Source organism: Streptomyces sp. NPDC058092, from assembly GCF_042884935.1.
In the GTDB taxonomy this organism is placed as follows: domain Bacteria; phylum Actinomycetota; class Actinomycetes; order Streptomycetales; family Streptomycetaceae; genus Streptomyces.
Window position 1 is genome coordinate 14,671 of the sequence record NZ_JBHVSY010000047.1, and the last position, 15,304, is coordinate 29,974.

15 protein-coding genes are annotated in these 15,304 nt (G+C 69.0%); 11 read left to right on the forward strand and 4 right to left on the reverse strand.

The features are described 5' to 3' along the window. The first annotated feature begins 121 nt into the window (after window positions 1-121). The 3 genes from ACFVV1_RS39645 to ACFVV1_RS39655 all read left to right on the forward strand — a co-directional run bounded on the left by ACFVV1_RS39645 (window position 122) and on the right by ACFVV1_RS39655 (window position 3,470). Window positions 122-907, forward strand: coding sequence for an electron transfer flavoprotein subunit beta/FixA family protein (locus ACFVV1_RS39645; RefSeq protein WP_390000187.1), 786 nt, complete (start codon window positions 122-124; stop codon window positions 905-907). 123 nt (window positions 908-1,030) lie between these two features. Next, window positions 1,031-1,993 (forward strand): electron transfer flavoprotein subunit alpha/FixB family protein, encoded by a 963-nt coding sequence (locus ACFVV1_RS39650; protein ID WP_390000189.1) that lies wholly within the window; start codon window positions 1,031-1,033, stop codon window positions 1,991-1,993. A 178-nt stretch (window positions 1,994-2,171) separates the two neighbouring features. After that, the gene (locus ACFVV1_RS39655; protein WP_390000192.1) at window positions 2,172-3,470 is read left to right on the forward strand and encodes a DUF6986 family protein; all 1,299 of its coding nucleotides are present in this window, start codon (window positions 2,172-2,174) and stop codon (window positions 3,468-3,470) included. 64 nt (window positions 3,471-3,534) lie between these two features. Here ACFVV1_RS39655 and ACFVV1_RS39660 read toward each other — a convergent pair whose 3' ends face one another. After that, window positions 3,535-4,377 (reverse strand): alpha/beta fold hydrolase, encoded by an 843-nt coding sequence (locus ACFVV1_RS39660; protein ID WP_390000195.1) that lies wholly within the window; start codon window positions 4,375-4,377, stop codon window positions 3,535-3,537. Window positions 4,378-4,493: 116 nt separating this feature from the next. On the opposite strand from ACFVV1_RS39660, the gene ACFVV1_RS39665 reads away from it, so the two are divergent. Beyond that, the gene (locus ACFVV1_RS39665; RefSeq protein ID WP_390000198.1) at window positions 4,494-4,709 is read left to right on the forward strand and encodes a hypothetical protein; all 216 of its coding nucleotides are present in this window, start codon (window positions 4,494-4,496) and stop codon (window positions 4,707-4,709) included. A 70-nt stretch (window positions 4,710-4,779) separates the two neighbouring features. After that, the gene (locus tag ACFVV1_RS39670; protein ID WP_390000201.1) at window positions 4,780-4,923 is read left to right on the forward strand and encodes a hypothetical protein; all 144 of its coding nucleotides are present in this window, start codon (window positions 4,780-4,782) and stop codon (window positions 4,921-4,923) included. A 132-nt stretch (window positions 4,924-5,055) separates the two neighbouring features. On the opposite strand, the gene ACFVV1_RS39675 is transcribed toward ACFVV1_RS39670, so the two are convergent. Beyond that, window positions 5,056-6,084 (reverse strand): LacI family DNA-binding transcriptional regulator, encoded by a 1,029-nt coding sequence (locus ACFVV1_RS39675; protein WP_390000234.1) that lies wholly within the window; start codon window positions 6,082-6,084, stop codon window positions 5,056-5,058. A 181-nt stretch (window positions 6,085-6,265) separates the two neighbouring features. Here ACFVV1_RS39675 and ACFVV1_RS39680 point away from each other — a divergent pair, with 181 nt between their 5' ends. After that, a complete protein-coding gene (locus tag ACFVV1_RS39680; protein ID WP_390000204.1) occupies window positions 6,266-7,222 on the forward strand; it encodes an ROK family protein in 957 nt (318 codons plus the stop codon). Between the two features lie 128 nt (window positions 7,223-7,350). On the opposite strand, the gene ACFVV1_RS39685 is transcribed toward ACFVV1_RS39680, so the two are convergent. Beyond that, on the reverse strand, window positions 7,351-9,387 hold the full coding sequence (locus ACFVV1_RS39685; protein WP_390000206.1) for an NPCBM/NEW2 domain-containing protein: 2,037 nt from the start codon (window positions 9,385-9,387) through the stop codon (window positions 7,351-7,353). A 268-nt stretch (window positions 9,388-9,655) separates the two neighbouring features. Here ACFVV1_RS39685 and ACFVV1_RS39690 point away from each other — a divergent pair, with 268 nt between their 5' ends. From ACFVV1_RS39690 to ACFVV1_RS39705, 4 genes are all read left to right on the forward strand, one after another. Further along, complete coding sequence (locus ACFVV1_RS39690; RefSeq protein WP_390000237.1) at window positions 9,656-10,945, forward strand: ABC transporter substrate-binding protein; 1,290 nt, start codon at window positions 9,656-9,658, stop codon at window positions 10,943-10,945. 46 nt (window positions 10,946-10,991) lie between these two features. Further along, the gene (locus ACFVV1_RS39695; protein ID WP_390000208.1) at window positions 10,992-11,906 is read left to right on the forward strand and encodes a carbohydrate ABC transporter permease; all 915 of its coding nucleotides are present in this window, start codon (window positions 10,992-10,994) and stop codon (window positions 11,904-11,906) included. Continuing rightward, window positions 11,903-12,832 (forward strand): carbohydrate ABC transporter permease, encoded by a 930-nt coding sequence (locus ACFVV1_RS39700; RefSeq protein WP_390000211.1) that lies wholly within the window; start codon window positions 11,903-11,905, stop codon window positions 12,830-12,832. The genes ACFVV1_RS39695 and ACFVV1_RS39700 overlap by 4 nt, the downstream gene beginning before the upstream one ends. Before the next feature lie 223 nt (window positions 12,833-13,055). Then, the gene (locus ACFVV1_RS39705) at window positions 13,056-13,658 is read left to right on the forward strand and encodes a fasciclin domain-containing protein (RefSeq protein ID WP_390000214.1); all 603 of its coding nucleotides are present in this window, start codon (window positions 13,056-13,058) and stop codon (window positions 13,656-13,658) included. Window positions 13,659-13,713: 55 nt separating this feature from the next. Here the strand turns inward: ACFVV1_RS39705 and ACFVV1_RS39710 are convergent, their stop codons facing one another. Then, window positions 13,714-13,938 carry an excalibur calcium-binding domain-containing protein gene (locus ACFVV1_RS39710; protein WP_390000218.1) on the reverse strand — a complete coding sequence of 75 codons (225 nt, stop codon included), beginning with the start codon at window positions 13,936-13,938 and terminating at the stop codon, window positions 13,714-13,716. Window positions 13,939-14,175: 237 nt separating this feature from the next. Between ACFVV1_RS39710 and ACFVV1_RS39715 the strand changes: the two genes are divergently transcribed. Further along, window positions 14,176-15,213: an NUDIX domain-containing protein gene (locus ACFVV1_RS39715; protein WP_390000220.1), complete on the forward strand. Its 1,038-nt coding sequence runs from the start codon at window positions 14,176-14,178 to the stop codon at window positions 15,211-15,213. The last annotated feature ends 91 nt before the right edge of the window (window positions 15,214-15,304 follow it).

The following is a 15,304-nucleotide window of genomic DNA, read 5'->3' on the forward strand; positions in this document are numbered from 1 at the left end:
TACTGACTAGTAATATTTCCGGTCGGAGCGTCGGTCGCCCCGACCGGAAACCGCCCCATCAGGCGCCTATGCTGCGTGCAACAAGGCAGCCCAGAAATGACGATGCAGTAGGAGAGCCGGCGTGAGCTTGAGGATCGTTGTCTGTGTGAAGTACGTGCCCGACGCCACCGGGGACCGGCATTTCGCCGATGACCTGACGCTGGACCGTGAGGATGTCGACGGTCTGCTGTCGGAGCTCGACGAGTACGCGGTGGAGCAGGCGCTGCAGATCGCGGACGAGGCGGACGATGCGGAGATCACTGTGCTGACGGTGGGTCCGGAGGATGCCAAGGACGCGTTGCGCAAGGCGTTGTCGATGGGTGCGGACAAGGCCGTTCATGTCGAGGACGACGGTCTGCACGGGTCGGACGTGATGGGTACGTCGCTGGTGCTGGCGAAGGCGATCGAGAAGGCCGGTTTCGACCTGGTGATCGCCGGTATGGCGTCGACGGACGGGGTGATGGGTGTGGTTCCGGCGCTGCTGGCGGAGCGTCTGGGTGTTCCGCAGGTCACGTTGCTGTCCGAGGTTTCCGTGGCGGGCGGGGTCGTCAGGGGCCGCCGTGACGGTGACACGGCGTCCGAGCAGCTGGAGGCTTCTCTGCCGGCGGTGGTGTCGGTGACGGACCAGTCGGGTGAGGCGCGGTACCCGTCGTTCAAGGGGATCATGGCGGCGAAGAAGAAGCCGGTGGAGTCCTGGGATCTGGAGGACCTGGAGATCGAGGCGGACGAGGTCGGTCTGGCGGGTGCCTGGACCGTGGTCGATTCGGCGGCGGCGCGTCCGGCCCGTACGGCGGGCACGATCGTCAAGGACGAGGGCGAGGGCGGCAAGCAGCTGGCCGAGTTCCTGGCGGGCCAGAAGTTCATCTGACCCCGGCCCCGGTCCCGGCCCCGGTCCCGGCCCCGGTCCCGGCCCCGGTCCCGGTCCCGTTCCGGGTCCCGTTTCCGTTTCCGTTCTCGTTTTTCTTCGCAACTCGCAGGAGATTGAAGTCCCATGGCTGAAGTTCTCGTCTTTGTCGATCACGTGGACGGTGCCGTCCGCAAGCCCACGCTGGAGCTGCTGACGCTGGCGCGGCGTGTCGGTGAGCCGGTCGCGCTCGCGCTGGGTGCGGGTGCCGCGGGCACGGCCGGTGTGCTGGCCGAGCATGGTGCGGTGAGGGTCCTGACGGCTGATGCGCCGGAGCTCGCCGAGTACCTGGTGGTGCCGAAGGTCGATGCGCTGCAGGCGGCGTACGAGGCGGTGTCGCCGGTCGCGGTGCTGGTCCCGTCGTCCGCGGAGGGCAAGGAGATCGCGGCCCGTCTCGCGGTCCGTATCGGTTCGGGGATCATCACGGACGCGGTGGATCTGGAGGCCGGTGAGCAGGGCCCGGTCGCCACGCAGTCCGCGTTCGCCGCGTCGTTCACCACCAGGTCCCGGGTCTCCAAGGGCACCCCGGTGATCACGGTCAAGCCGAACTCGGCGCCGGTGGAGGCCGCTCCGGCCGCGGGTGCGGTCGAGGCGCTGGCGGTGTCGTTCTCCGAGAAGGCCACCGGCACCAAGGTCGTCTCCCGCACCCCGCGTGAGTCGACGGGGCGCCCGGAGCTGACCGAGGCCGCGATCGTCGTCTCGGGTGGCCGGGGTGTCAACGGCGCCGAGAACTTCGCGGTCATCGAGGCGCTGGCGGACTCGCTCGGTGCAGCGGTCGGTGCGTCGCGGGCGGCCGTGGACGCGGGCTGGTACCCGCACTCCAGCCAGGTCGGCCAGACCGGCAAATCCGTCTCGCCACAGCTGTACATCGCGTCCGGTATCTCCGGGGCGATCCAGCACCGCGCGGGCATGCAGACGTCCAAGACGATCGTCGCGATCAACAAGGACGCCGAGGCCCCGATCTTCGACCTCGTCGACTACGGCGTCGTCGGCGACCTCTTCCAGGTCGTGCCCCAGCTCACCGAAGAGGTCAGGACCCGCAAGGGCTGACCCACCCCCCTCGAAACAGCGTCCCGACGGTCCGGGGCCGCGTGGTGTGCACTCACTCACCGCACGGCCCCGGACCGTTTTGGATCAGCATTGACGCAGGTCCGACGGCCTTATAACTTCACTATACGGATTGTTGCTTCCGGGAAGCGGAAACAACGTGACTGTGGAGGGTGTGGAAATGGGACAGCAGGAGAAGGTGGCAACGAGTCTCGCCGGTGCGGTCAGCGAGGAGATCAGCGCTTCCCTCACCGCGGTCGACGCCGAACTCGCCCGCCGCTACCCGGGAGACCCGGGCACGCGCCAGCCGGTCCACACGGTCTACGTCCCCGGCGACACGTTCACCTCCGGCACCATCCGGTCCTGGGGCGACCAGGCGCTGAAGGCCCTCGACGAACACGCCCCCGACGCGGCCTCGTTCGCCACCGCACTCGGCATCCCGGACGAGCTCGCCGTCCCCGTCCATGAGCGAGTACGCGCCAAGCTGGAGCGCGAGCCGGTCGAAGACCTGCGCATCGACTTCGAGGACGGCTACGGGCCCCGCCCCGACGCCGAGGAGGACGAGGCCGCGGCCCGCGCTGCCCGGCTCGTCTCCGAGGCGTACGAGAACGGCACGGCCGCTCCGTACATGGGCATCCGGATGAAGTGCATGGAGGCCGCCGTACGCGACCGCGGCATCCGCACCACGGACGTCTTCCTCACCGGCCTGATGCGGGCGGGCGGCCTCCCCGACGGACTGGTCCTCACCCTCCCCAAGGTGACGTACCCCGAGCAGGTCACCGCCTTCGTCCGGCTCCTCGAAGCCTTCGAGCAGGCGCACGGCCTGCCGGCCGGCCGGCTCGGCTTCGAGATCCAGATCGAGACCAGCCAGTCCATCCTCGCCGCCGACGGCACCGCGGCGGTCGCCCGCATGATCGACGCCGCGCAGAGCCGCGCCACCGGTCTGCACTACGGCACCTTCGACTACAGCGCCTGCGTCGGCGTCAGCCCCGCCTACCAGGCCGGCGACCACCCGGCCGCCGACCACGCCAAGGCCGTCATGCAGGTCGCCGCCGCGGGTACCGGCGTACGGGTCTCCGACGGCTCCACCAACGTCCTCCCGGTCGGCCCCACCCACCAGGTCCACGACGCCTGGCGGCTCCACTACGGCCTCACGCGCCGCGCGCTGTCCCGCGCCTACTACCAGGGCTGGGACATGCACCCGGGCCACCTGCCGACCCGTTACGCGGCGGTGTACACCTTCTACCGCGAGGGCCTGGAGCAGGCCGCCGGGCGGCTCGCCGCGTACGTCGCGAAGGCGGGCGGCGACGTCATGGACGAACCCGCCACCGCCAAGGCGCTCAGCGGATATCTCCTGCGCGGCATCGACTGCGGCGCCCTGGACGCCGCCGAGGTCGCCCGCCTGACCGGGCTGACGCGCGCGGACCTGGACGCCTTCGCGTCGCCGCGACGCGGGGGACTGACGGTGACGGGGCCGTAGCGCGCGTGGTTCCGGCCCGTGCCGTAACCCGCCCTCAGGAAGGCATGGGCTCCGGCCCGTACCGTCAGCCCCGCAGGAAGGTCTCGACGGTCCCGCTGAAGCGGAAGGGATCGTCGAGCCATGGGAAGTGGCCGGCGCCCGGCTGGACGGCGAGTTCGGCCTCGGGGAACAACCCCGCGACGGTGGCCGCGACGCGAGGAAGCGGACCACTGTCCAGCTCGCCCGCAAGGATCAGCACCCGGGCGTCCAGAGCGGCGATGGCGTCGCGGGCCGCGGCAGGGGCGAAGGCGCCGTCGGACGCGTAGATGTCCGCGGCCTCGTAGTTGCTCTGCTCGACGTCGGCTGCTGCGTGGGCCTGGGCGACCGTGTCCCAACGCCCGTAGAAGAACGGGGCGACGGCATCCCGGTCGGCGTCGGTGGCGGAGCCTGCCCGGACCGCCTCGTACGCGTTCCGCGCGGTCTTGAACCACGGCTCGGCCGTGCGCAGGGCGGCGGCTTCGCGACGATGCTCCTCGGTGAAGTCGACACCGAGGGCACGCGCACGGGTGGTGATCAGCGTAAGGGTCCGGATACGCCGGGGATGCCGGGCCGCGTGGAGGATCGCGAGATCGCCGCCCGCGGAGTGCGCCAGCACGTCCACGCGGTCCAGACCGAGGTGTTCGCGGAAGGCCTCCACATCGGCCACCTGTCGGTCGACTCGGTAGGTGGCCGGGTCGGCGGGGATGCCTGAGTCGCCGGTGCCCCGCAGGTCGAGCATGACCAGTTGGCGTCGGCTCGACAGCCCACCCAGATCGCCGAGGTAGGCGGAGGCGCGCATGGGGCCACCGGGCAGGACGAGCAGCGGCTCGCCTTCACCCACGAGGTGATAGGCGAGTTCGGTTCCGTCAGGAGCGGTGAAAGCGGACATGACGTAATCCTTATGGCCGTACGACAGAGACGACAAGCGGTTTATGCAGAGCTCCCCGGCCAGGCCGGTCGCCCTTGTGGGGACTGGGTGGCACGGGAGACGAAAGCGGTGAGGCCGTGTTCTCCGCGACCATCCGGTCCTTCTCCGCCGAGGCGCGGGCCCGTGTGCACGAGGAGGCGCCCCGGGTCGTACGCGGCATCGGGGAGGCGCACGGGATGACCGTGGAAGCAGTCGTCGACGAGGGCTACCCGGTCACCGTCAACGATCCCCGCCGAGGCGGCGTACGCAGCCCAGACGGCGGGTCAACTGTTCGGAGCCGACCGCTATTTTGAGCTGCCGAACCCGATCGCCGGGGCCGAGGGCTTTGCCCTCATCGGTCAGCACATCCCTTCCGCCCATCTGATGCTCGGCGCCTGCCCTGCCGATCTCGACCCCACCACAGCCCCCTACAACCACTCCCCGGAAGCGCTCTTCGACGACTCCGTGCAGGGTGACGCGGCGGCGCTCCTCGCGCAGCTGGCGCTCGGACGCCTCAGCAGGGGCTGAGGGACCGGGCACGCGGACCTGGTCACCGTCCACCGGGCCGGACGCTCGGCCCTCTACGCACGTACGTCCGTCGCGGACGCGCCGCCGACGGCCGCCGGAAGCTTCATCGTGCCCTGCCCGTCGCCCCCCGGCTCAGGCCGGCGGCAGTTCGCCGGAGCCGCGGGCGATGAGTGACGTCGGCAGTTCCACCCGCGCCGGCGCGTCGTCCGCGCCGTCCAGCCGGCGGAAGAGGTGCTCAGCCGCCGTCCGGCCCACGGCCGCGGCGTCCTGGGAGATGACCGTGATGCCCAGCAGGTCGGCGAGCTCGATGTCGTCGAAGCCGACCAGGGCGACCGGACGCTCCCGGTCCGCCAGCACACGTACCGTCGTGACCGTCACACGGTTGTTGCCGGCGAACAGGGCGGTGACGGGTTCGGGGCCGGAGAGCATCGCCTCGGCCGCCTTCCGGACCCGCGCGGGGTCGGTGGAGCCGAGGGAGACCCAGGAGTCCTGGACCGTGATCCCGGCGTCCACCATCGCCGCGTGATAGCCGCGCAGCCGCTCGGTGGCGGTGTGGATACGGGGCTGGTCGCCGATGAATCCGATCCGGCGGTGGCCGTGCGCGATCAGATGCGCGACGCCCTCGCGGGCGCCGCCGAAGCTGTCGGAGAGGACGATGTCGGCGTCGATCCGGCCGGCCGGGCGGTCCACGAAGACGGTCGCGATGCCCGCCTTTATCTCCGGTTCCAGATAGCGGTGGTCGTCACCGGCCGGGATTACGATCAGTCCGTCCACCCGGCGGGCGCACAGCGCGAGCACGAGCTCCTGCTCGCGCTCCGGGTCCTCCGCGCTCGACCCGTTGATGAGCAGGGCTCCGTGCGCGCGGGCCACTTCTTCCACGGCGCGGCTCAGCGGCCCGTAGAAGGGGTCGGCGAGATCCTCGAGGACCAGGCCGATGGAGGCGGTGCGGCCCTTGCGGAGCACCCGCGCGCTGTCGTTGCGGCGGAAGCCGAGCGCCTCGATGGCCTCCTGGACCCGGCGTTCGGTGTCCGGCGTGACCCCCGGCTCGCTGTTGACCACACGGGAGACCGTCTTGAGGCCCACTCCGGCGCGAGCGGCCACATCCTTCATGGTCGGCCGGTTGCCGTAACGGGTCTCGGAGTGACGGGCGGTCTCGGCCACGGTGCGCTGTCCTGTCGTCGGCTGCGGGTGGTCCGGCGGGCCCGCGAACGGTGCTGCGGAGAGGCCGGAGGCTGTGCCGTCGAGCATAGGCCCTGGACAACGTTGTCAGCTGAATGGAGACTGGGCAGACTGATTACTGAAGCCGCAGGTCCCGCACCCGACTCGTCACGGAGCCACACCGATGCATACCGACCTCGTTGCCGCGCTGGACGTCGGCGGAACCAAGATCGCCGCCGCGCTGGTGGACGGCAGCGGCGCGCTTCTCGTACGGGCGCAGCGGCCGACGCCCGCCCGGGAGAGCGCCGAGACGGTGATGGGGGCCGTGACGGAGGTCCTGGCCGAGCTGTCCGGCTCACCGCTGTGGGGACGGGCGACGGCCGTCGGCATCGGCAGCGCGGGCCCGGTGGACGCCTCGGCCGGCACGGTGAGTCCCGTCAACGTCCCCGCCTGGCGCGACTTCCCGCTGGTGGAGCGCGTCGGCAAGGCGGTCGGCGGACTGCCCGTCGAACTGGTCGGCGACGGGGTCGCGATGACCGCGGCCGAACACTGGCTGGGCGCGGCCCGCGGCTACGACAACGCGCTGTGCATGGTCGTGTCGACCGGTGTGGGCGGCGGACTCGTCCTCGGCGGAAAGCTGCACCCCGGCCCCACGGGCAACGCCGGGCACATCGGCCACGTCAGCGTGGATCTGGACGGCGACCCGTGCCCGTGCGGTTCGCGCGGCTGCGTCGAGCGCATCGCCAGCGGACCGAACATCGCCCGCCGGGCGCTGGAGACCGGCTGGCGGCCCGGGCCGGACGGCGACGCCTCGGCTGCCGCCGTGGCCGCCGCCGCGCGGGCCGGGGACCGCATCGCCATCGCCTCGTTCGAGCGTGCCGCGCAGGCGCTGGCCGCCGGGATCGCCGCCACCGCCACGCTCGTCGAGATCGACATCGCGGTGATCGGCGGGGGAGTCGCCGGTGCGGGCGACATCCTCTTCGCTCCGCTGCGCCGTGCCCTGCGCCGGTACGCCACGCTCTCCTTCGTCCAGCAGCTCACGGTGGCCCCGGCGGTGATGGGCACCGACGCGGGACTGGTGGGCGTGGCGGCCGCGGCGGCGCGGGTGGGTCCGGGCGGGGCCGTGGCCGTTCAGGCCTGACTGCCGACGGCGCGGTGAGAAGCGCCGGACGGGCCCCGGGACCGATGTCCCGGGGCCCGTCCGGCGTCCGAAGGGGCGATGCGGCCGCGACCGCGATTCCGCGTCGGCTGTCCGGCCCGACGCTTTCCTCAGCAGGTGATCCGCAGGTCCGCCCAGTCCGCGTGGTCGGAGTCGGTGCCGTCCCCGCCGTCGGTGACCACCAGACGTACCACCTGCGCGCCGCTCACATCCGCGGAGAGCGGCTGCGCGGGCATCGCATTGGTCAGTACGTTGGTCGACGCCGCCTTCGTGCCGTCGGCCCAGACCTCGAAGGCGACCGTGCCCTTGGTTCCCTTCTCGTCGTCGACCCCGACCTGGGCCGTCACGGCGCTGCACGCTCCGCCGGTGTAGAACTCGACGGCGCTGTGGGCATGCACACCGAGTCCCTTGGCGAAGACCGTGCCGCCGATGGTGATCGGATTGCCGTCTCCCGCCTTGCTCTCACCGTTGCTGGTGTCCTGTTCGACCGGGCCCCAGCCGTTGGTGGCGGAGAGCCGGGGCAGATCGCTCAGGTAGCTGCTGCCCGCCGGTGGCGCGACCACCACATGCGTCCGGAACGGGACCGTGGACCTCGCCCGTGTCCCGGCCGGTGAGCGGTACTGGGCGGTGAGCGTCAGGTCGTACGTGCCGGTGGTCGTGCCCGCGGGGGCCGTCACCTGCCAGCGGGTGGTCAGGGCCCGGCCGGTCGGCAGGGCCGGTGATCCGGTCGGCGACGCCGCCTTCACCTGCCAGCCCGAGGGGCCGGAGAGAGCCGCGGACACCGCTGTGGCGGCGGTGCGGCCGAGATCGGTCACCGTCGTCGTCAGCGTCGCGGTGCGACCCGCCTCGACCAACGGGCTTCCGCTCAGCCCGAGTTCCACGGCGGGCGGATGCGCGGCCCACTTGGCGTCGGCGGCGATGCGCAGCAGTACGGTCCCGTGTGCCGGGACGGTCGCCGAGACGCTGCCCGCCGTGTTGTACGTCGTGTGCTCCCACAGGTCACGCATCGTGTACGCGGTGGCCTTCGACAGCCCCGCCGCCTCGGCCGTCGTCGAGATGCGCTGTGCGCTGCCCGTCTCGTTGAAGAGGGCCACGACGCGGCTGCCGTCCTGCATCTCCTTCGTCACGACCCAGCGGCCGTCGGCGGAGGAGAGCACGGTGCCCTGCTTGCCCAGCGGATCCTGATCGACCGCGATGACCTCGTGGTTGGAGAGGATCTCGAAGGTTTCCGGGCTCGCCTTGCGCAGATCGGAACCTATGAGCAGCGGCGCCGCCATCACGGACCACATGGAGAAGTGGGTGCGGTACTCCGTGTCCGTCATGCCGCCGTTGCCGACCTCCAGCATGTCCGGGTCGTTCCAGTGCCCGGGGCCCGCGGCGGCCGCGAGGGGAAGATTCTGCTTCATGATCGACAGCATGCTTCCCCAGCTGTCGTTGATGTCGCCCGTCGTGCGCCAGAGGTTGCCGAGCTCGCCGGCCCATTCCCAGGGCTTGTTCTGGCCCCATTCGCAGATGCTGTAGACGATGGGGCGGCCGGTCGCCGCGAGCGCGTCCCGCATCGTCGTATAGCGCTGTCTCGCGTCGACGCCCTGGTTGTTGCAGTTGTCGTACTTGAGGTAGTCGATTCCCCAGTCCGCGAACTGCCGCGCATCGCTGTACTCATGGCCGAGCGCCCCGGGAAGGCCCACGCTGTCGCAGGTCTTGGTGCCGGCGCTGGTGTAGATGCCGATTTTCAGGCCCTTGGAGTGGACGTAGTCCGCGACGGCCTTGATGCCGTTCGGGAAGCGCTGTGGATCGGCCTCCAGCTCTCCGTCCGCATTGCGCTGCGGCTTTGCCCAGCAGTCGTCGAGATTGACGTACTCGTAGCCGGCGTCCTTGAGGCCCTTCTCGACGAAGATGTCGGCGATTCCCTTGACCATCGACTCGTTGAACTCGGCGCGGCAGTGGGTCGAGTTCCAATTGTTGAACCCCATCGGAGGGGTGAGCGCAAGGCCGTTACCGGCCCGCGGCGCCGGAGTCGGGGCCGGAGCGGGAGAGTCCGCGACGGCGGGAACGGTGGCCCCCGCGGCGCAGAGCAGTCCGGCCAGCAGCGCTCCGATGAGTCTGCGGCGGCCGGTTCGGGTTGTACGGGTTGGAAGATGACGCATCGTTACGTTCCTCCATACTCGTCCATGATCGGATGACAGCATGTGCACGCCAAGGCGTGCGATTACGTTAGACCGTGTTGAAGTCTGTTGGAAGAGGTGGGGCTACGGCTTCGCCGATATCTCGTCAAAACCCTTGACTGCACCATCACTTGGGGGTGAGATCCAATCGCACGTTCGGTTGTGTTGGGTTGCATCTCCGGAGGAGTTGGGCATGACGCAGTCTGATTACGGCAGGTCAGGTGTGCCGGGCAGCGTCGCAGGACATCGGATGTCCCGGCGAAGTCTCTTGCGTGGTGCGGCAGTTGGCGCGGGAGCCGTGACCCTGCCGTCGTTGCTCACCGCCTGCGGGGGCGGCCCCGGTGGCGACGGAAAGACGATCACCATGGGCTCGAATTCGTCCGACCCCATTCCGAAGAAGGCATTCGCGGAAGCCTTCGCGGCGTACGAGGCGCAGTCGGGCGGGCGGAAGGTGAAGGTCAACACCGTCGACCACAACACCTTTCAGGAGAACATCAACCGGTATCTGCAGGGCAAGCCGGACGACGTATTCATGTGGTTCGCGGGCAACCGCATGCAGTTCTTCGCCAACAAGGGACTGCTGCACGACATCAGCGACAACTGGCAGGATTACAAGGGCTTCTCGGCTGCCCTGAAAGCCCAGTCCACCGGAGCGGACGGCAAGCAGTACCTCACGCCGTACTACTACTATCCATGGGCCGTATTCCACCGGAAGAGCCTGTTCGCCGACCGTGGCTATCAGGCTCCGAAAACCCTCGACGAGTACGTTGCTCTCGCCAAGCAGATGAAGAAGGACAAGCTCGACCCCATCGCCTTCTGCGACAAGGACGGCTGGCCCGCCATGGGCACCTTCGACTACATCGACATGCGGACCAACGGCTACGAGTTCCACAAGAGCCTGATGGCGGGGGAAGTCGCCTGGACCGACAAGCGGGTCAGGGAGGTCTTCGACACCTGGCGCCGGCTGCTCCCGTACTGCCAGCAGGGCGCCAACGGCCGTACCTGGCAGGAAGCCGCCAACAGTCTCCAGAAGAGGGAGGCCGGCATGGCCGTGTTCGGCCTGCCGCACCCCGGAGCCCAGTTCCCCAAGGGCGAACAGAGCGACATCGACTTCTTCCCCTTCCCCGTCATCAACCCGGAGCACGGGCAGGACGCGGTCGAGGCACCCATCGACGGATTCCTGCTGGCGAAGAAGTCGAAGAACCTCAAGAACGAGAAGACCCTGGAGAGCGCCAAGGACCTGCTCAAGTGGCTGGCCACCGGGAAGGCCGAGGACATCTACCTGAAGAGCGACCCGAACAACATCGCGGTCAGCGACCAGGCGGACATCTCCGCGTACTCACCGCTCCAGAAGAAGGCCGTGGACCTGGTCTCCGGGGCGAAGCAGATCTCCCAGTTCCTGGACCGCGACACCCGGCCGGACTTCTCCTCCACGGTCATGATCCCGGCGATCCAGAAGTTCATCAGCAACCCGAACGACGTGGACGGACTGGTCAACGACATCGAACGGCAGAAGAAGACCATCTTCGCCGCCGACTGACCCCGGGCGCCCCCGATGCAATCCGACTGAACCTGGAGTACCGACCGTGTCGTTCATCTCGGCGCGGCGCACCGGACGGCGGGTCTCGCGGCGGTTCACCCGCCGCGACCTCGCCGTACTGGGTGTGCTGCTCGGCATACCCGTCCTGCTCGACGTCGCCATCGTATGGGGACCGACCCTCGCCTCCGTCGTGCTCTCCTTCACCAGTTGGGACGGCATCGGTGACATCAAATGGGTCGGTACGCAGAACTACGCGAACCTCTTCACCAATTACCCGCAGTTCTGGCCCGCCGCCCGGCACAACCTGCTCTGGCTCGCCTTCCTCGGCCTGGTCGCCGCACCGTTCGGGCTGTTGCTCGCCGTACTCATCGACAGGGGCGTGCGTTTCAGCCGCTTCTACCAGTCGACGCTCTACATGCCCGTCGTGCTGTCGCTCGCCGTGGTCGGCTTCATCGCCCAACTGGTCTTCTCCCGCGACCAGGGAGCCCTCAACGCGGTCATCGGGGACACGAGCTCGCCGACCGACTGGCTCGGCGACCCGGACCTCAACATCTGGATGGTCCTGCTGGCCGCGGCCTGGCGGCACACCGGCTATGTGATGATCCTCTACCTCGCCGGGCTCAAGGCCGTCGACCCCTCGCTCAAGGAGGCCGCGGCGATCGACGGGGCGGGCGAGGCGCAGACCTTCTTCCGCATCGTCTTCCCCACGCTGCGGCCGGTCAACGTCATCGTCGGCGTCATCACCGTCATCGAGTCCCTGCGCGCCTTCGACATCGTGTACGCCGTCAACCACGGCCGCAACGGACTCGAACTGCTCTCGGTGCTCGTCACCGACAACATCATCGGTGAGGCCAGCCGCATCGGCTTCGGCTCCGCCATCGCCGTCGTCCTGCTGGCCGTCTCCCTGGGATTCGTCGTGACGTACCTCGTCCAGGAGCTCCGAGGGGAGAAGAACCGTTGACCGTCCATGCCGCCCCCGCCTCCGCCCGCCCCACCGCACCACAGGCGCATCCGGCGCCGGCCGCCCGGCGCCGGGTGCGCCCCGGCAGGATCGGTGTCCACGCCTTCCTGATGGCGGTCTCCCTCGCCTTCCTCGCCCCGCTGCTGCTCGCGGTGTACGCCTCGCTGCGACCGTACGACGAGACCTCCGCACACGGCTACTTCTCGCTGCCGCGCCACCTCTCCCTGGACTACTACCGCCAGGCGTTCTCCGACTCCGGCATGACGAAGTACTTCGTCAACACCATGATCATCGCGGTCCCGGGGGTGATCATCACCCTCTTCCTCGCCTCGTTCGTGGCCTTCGCGCTGGCCCGGCTGAAGATACGCGGCGGGCTCGTCCTGCTGATGCTCTTCACCGCCGGGAACCTGCTGCCGCAGCAGGTGATCGTCACGCCCCTGTACGTCGTGTTCAACCGCATCCCGCTGCCCTACTGGATGTCCGACTCGATGACGATGTTCGACTCGTACTGGGCCGTCATCGTCGTCCAGATCGGCTTCCAGCTCGGTTTCTGCGTCTTCGTCCTGGCCAATTTCATGCGCACCCTGCCGCAGGAGATCCTGGAAGCCGCCGTCGTCGACGGCGCGGGCGTCTGGACCCAGTACCGGCGGATCACCCTGCCGCTCTGCCGCCCCGCCCTGGCCGCACTCGGCACGCTCCAGTTCACCTGGATGTACAACGACTTCCTCTGGGCACTGGTCTTCATCTCCGACGGCGACAAGCTCCCCATCACCTCGGCGCTGAACAACCTCAGGGGGCAGTTCTTCACGGACTACAACCTGCTCGCCGCAGGCTCCGTGATCGTCGCCCTGCCGACGCTCGTGGTCTTCCTGCTGCTCCAGCGCCACTTCATCGCGGGCCTCACCCTGGGCTCCAGCAAGGGGTAGCCGGTGACCAGCGAATAACCGGGCGTGGGCGAGTGGTGCAACCAGCTAAATGCCCTCGGGGTGCGCTTCTCGCCAAGTGATGTCTAGGCTTGACTGACTCAGTGGTTCATGAGGCATGTCGGAGCGGTGTATGCGGCAACCCGGCGGTCGGACACACTCTTCGTCCTATGAGGGTCGCCAGAGACACCTCACGGACCTCCTCCCAGAGTGAAGAGGAATCGGCATGAGTTCACATCGCATCCGCACGAGCGCCGCAGCGATCACGGCTGTGGTGGCCCTCCCGCTCTCGCTCGGCGCGTTCGCCCCACAGGCGTTCGCTGGTGGCGCAGCGTCCAGCCCCTCCAGCACACCGAGCCCGTTCGGCCCGGGATGCTCCTCGTTGCCGCACAACGGCAAGGGCAGTGCCGCCGGCATGGCCAAGGAACGCGTGGCCACCGCGGCGGCCAACAACCCCAAACTGACCAAGCTGGCACTCGCGTTGAAGGACGCCGGGCTCACCACCAAGCTCAATGAAGCGAAGCACGTCACGCTCTTCGCCCCCACGAACGCGGCCTTCGACAAGATTTCCAAGATGCAGCTTGCCGGCCTGCTCAAGGACAAGGCGCAGCTGAAGAAGGTCCTGACCTACCACGTCGTGGACAAGACCATCACCCCCAGCGAGCTTCCCAACGGAAGCTTCAAGACGCTGGAGGGCTCGATGCTCAAGACCACCGGGTCGGGCACGTCGTTCAAGGTCAACGACACCGCGAAGATCGTCTGTGGGGACATCAAGACGGCCAACGCCACCGTCTACCTCGTCGATAAGGTCCTCATGCCTCCGTCCTAGGGTCCCCACCGGGACGACGACCGGTCATTGCCGTGAAGAGGGCATCGGCAGGTGTCTATTCACAGCCGATCCCGTCGCCGTCCCGGTCGAGGTGCCGCCCGTAGCCGGGCTCTCCCGTGTCGATGGGGGCGGCGCCGGCGGTGCGGCTGGCGGTGCGGCTGGCGTAGTACGCCGAGCCGCACTTCTCGAGGGACCAGCCTTCGCTGCCGCCGCACCCCACGATGAATGACCAGTCGCCGCTTTGGCCGATGCGGCCGACGCAGTAGGTCTGCGTGAACACCGCGCACAAGAGTGAAGGCGTCGACAGGCATCGTGCTCGGCCGACGTGATCGTCCCCCGCCGGATTCCTTGCGAACTCCGGCCGCTCCGTCAGGTCCGCATGGACGGCGGACTGGTGCAGGGGGACGTCGCACGCCGGCATCCGGCGGCTCCTTTCGGGTAACAGCATCGCCACAGGCGGGTTTTCGCGGCAGGGTGTTGCGGGCAAGCCACAGGGGGCTACGGAAGAGGGGGAACCGTGATCGTCTGGATCAACGGTGCGTTCGGCGCGGGGAAGACGAGCGCCGCGCGCGAGCTGGTCGATCTGATCCCGAACAGCACGTTCTACGACCCCGAGCTGATCGGCGCGGGGCTGCGGTATCTGCTGCCCCAGAAGAGACTTGCCGAGGTGACGGACTTCCAGGACCTGCCGATCTGGCGGCGCCTGGTGGTGGACACCGCCGCGGCTCTGCTCGCCGAGGTGTCCGGGGTGCTGGTGGTGCCGATGACGCTGCTGCGACAGGAGTATCGCGACGAGATCTTCGGAGGGCTCGCCTCCCGGCGCATTCCGGTGCGTCATGTCCTGCTCTCACCTGAGGAAACGATCCTGCGCAAACGGATCGCCGACCGGGTGGAGTTCGCCGACGACCCGGAGCACAGCGAACGGATCCGGCAGTGGGCCTACGAGCACATCGAGCCCTACCGGGCGGCACTCGGCTGGCTGACCAGGGACGCCCACACCATCGACACCAGCGCGCTCACCCCGCACGAGACGGCCGAGCGCATGGCCGACGCGGTCCGCACCGGAGCGGCCACCGCGTGCGAGATCGTGCAGACACCCGAGCCGACCGCGGAGACCGTCGCGGCCGGTGTACTGCTCTTCGACGAACACGGCCGGGTGCTGCTCGTCGACCCGACGTACAAACCGGGCTGGGAATTCCCCGGCGGAGTGGTCGAGGCCGGCGAGGCACCGGCCCGGGCCGGAATCCGTGAAGTGGCCGAGGAGATAGGCATCCACCTCGACCGGGTGCCGAAACTCCTCGTCATCGACTGGGAGGCGCCCGAACCACCCGGCTACGGAGGGCTGCGGATGCTCTTCGACGGCGGTCTGCTGCCCCGCGCGGACGCCGAACGGCTGCTGCTGCCCGGCTCGGAACTGCGCGGCTGGCGGTTCGTCACCGAGGAGGAGGCGGCCACGATGCTGCCGCCCACCCGGTACGAACGGCTGCGCTGGGCCCTGCGCGCCCGGGAGCGGTCAACCGTGCTCAACCTGGAGGCCGGAGTCCCGGTCGGCTGAGAGCCTGTCGGGTGGCCGGTTGATTACGCTGCGATGTAGTCCTCGACGGTGTTGGCTCGTGCGGTCTTGCGGTGGGATTCATGGCTCCACC

Bases quoted from the DNA above. Each gene is read 5' to 3' on its own strand.
- ACFVV1_RS39650 (WP_390000189.1), top strand. From the start codon at position 1,031: ATGGCTGAAGTTCTCGTCTTTGTCGATCACGTGGACGGTGCCGTCCGC.
- ACFVV1_RS39655 (WP_390000192.1), top strand. From the start codon at position 2,172: ATGGGACAGCAGGAGAAGGTGGCAACGAGTCTCGCCGGTGCGGTCAGC.
- ACFVV1_RS39660 (WP_390000195.1), bottom strand. From the start codon at position 4,377: ATGTCCGCTTTCACCGCTCCTGACGGAACCGAACTCGCCTATCACCTC.
- ACFVV1_RS39670 (WP_390000201.1), top strand. From the start codon at position 4,780: ATGCTCGGCGCCTGCCCTGCCGATCTCGACCCCACCACAGCCCCCTAC.
- ACFVV1_RS39680 (WP_390000204.1), top strand. From the start codon at position 6,266: ATGCATACCGACCTCGTTGCCGCGCTGGACGTCGGCGGAACCAAGATC.
- ACFVV1_RS39685 (WP_390000206.1), bottom strand. From the start codon at position 9,387: ATGCGTCATCTTCCAACCCGTACAACCCGAACCGGCCGCCGCAGACTC.
- ACFVV1_RS39690 (WP_390000237.1), top strand. From the start codon at position 9,656: ATGTCCCGGCGAAGTCTCTTGCGTGGTGCGGCAGTTGGCGCGGGAGCC.
- ACFVV1_RS39705 (WP_390000214.1), top strand. From the start codon at position 13,056: ATGAGTTCACATCGCATCCGCACGAGCGCCGCAGCGATCACGGCTGTG.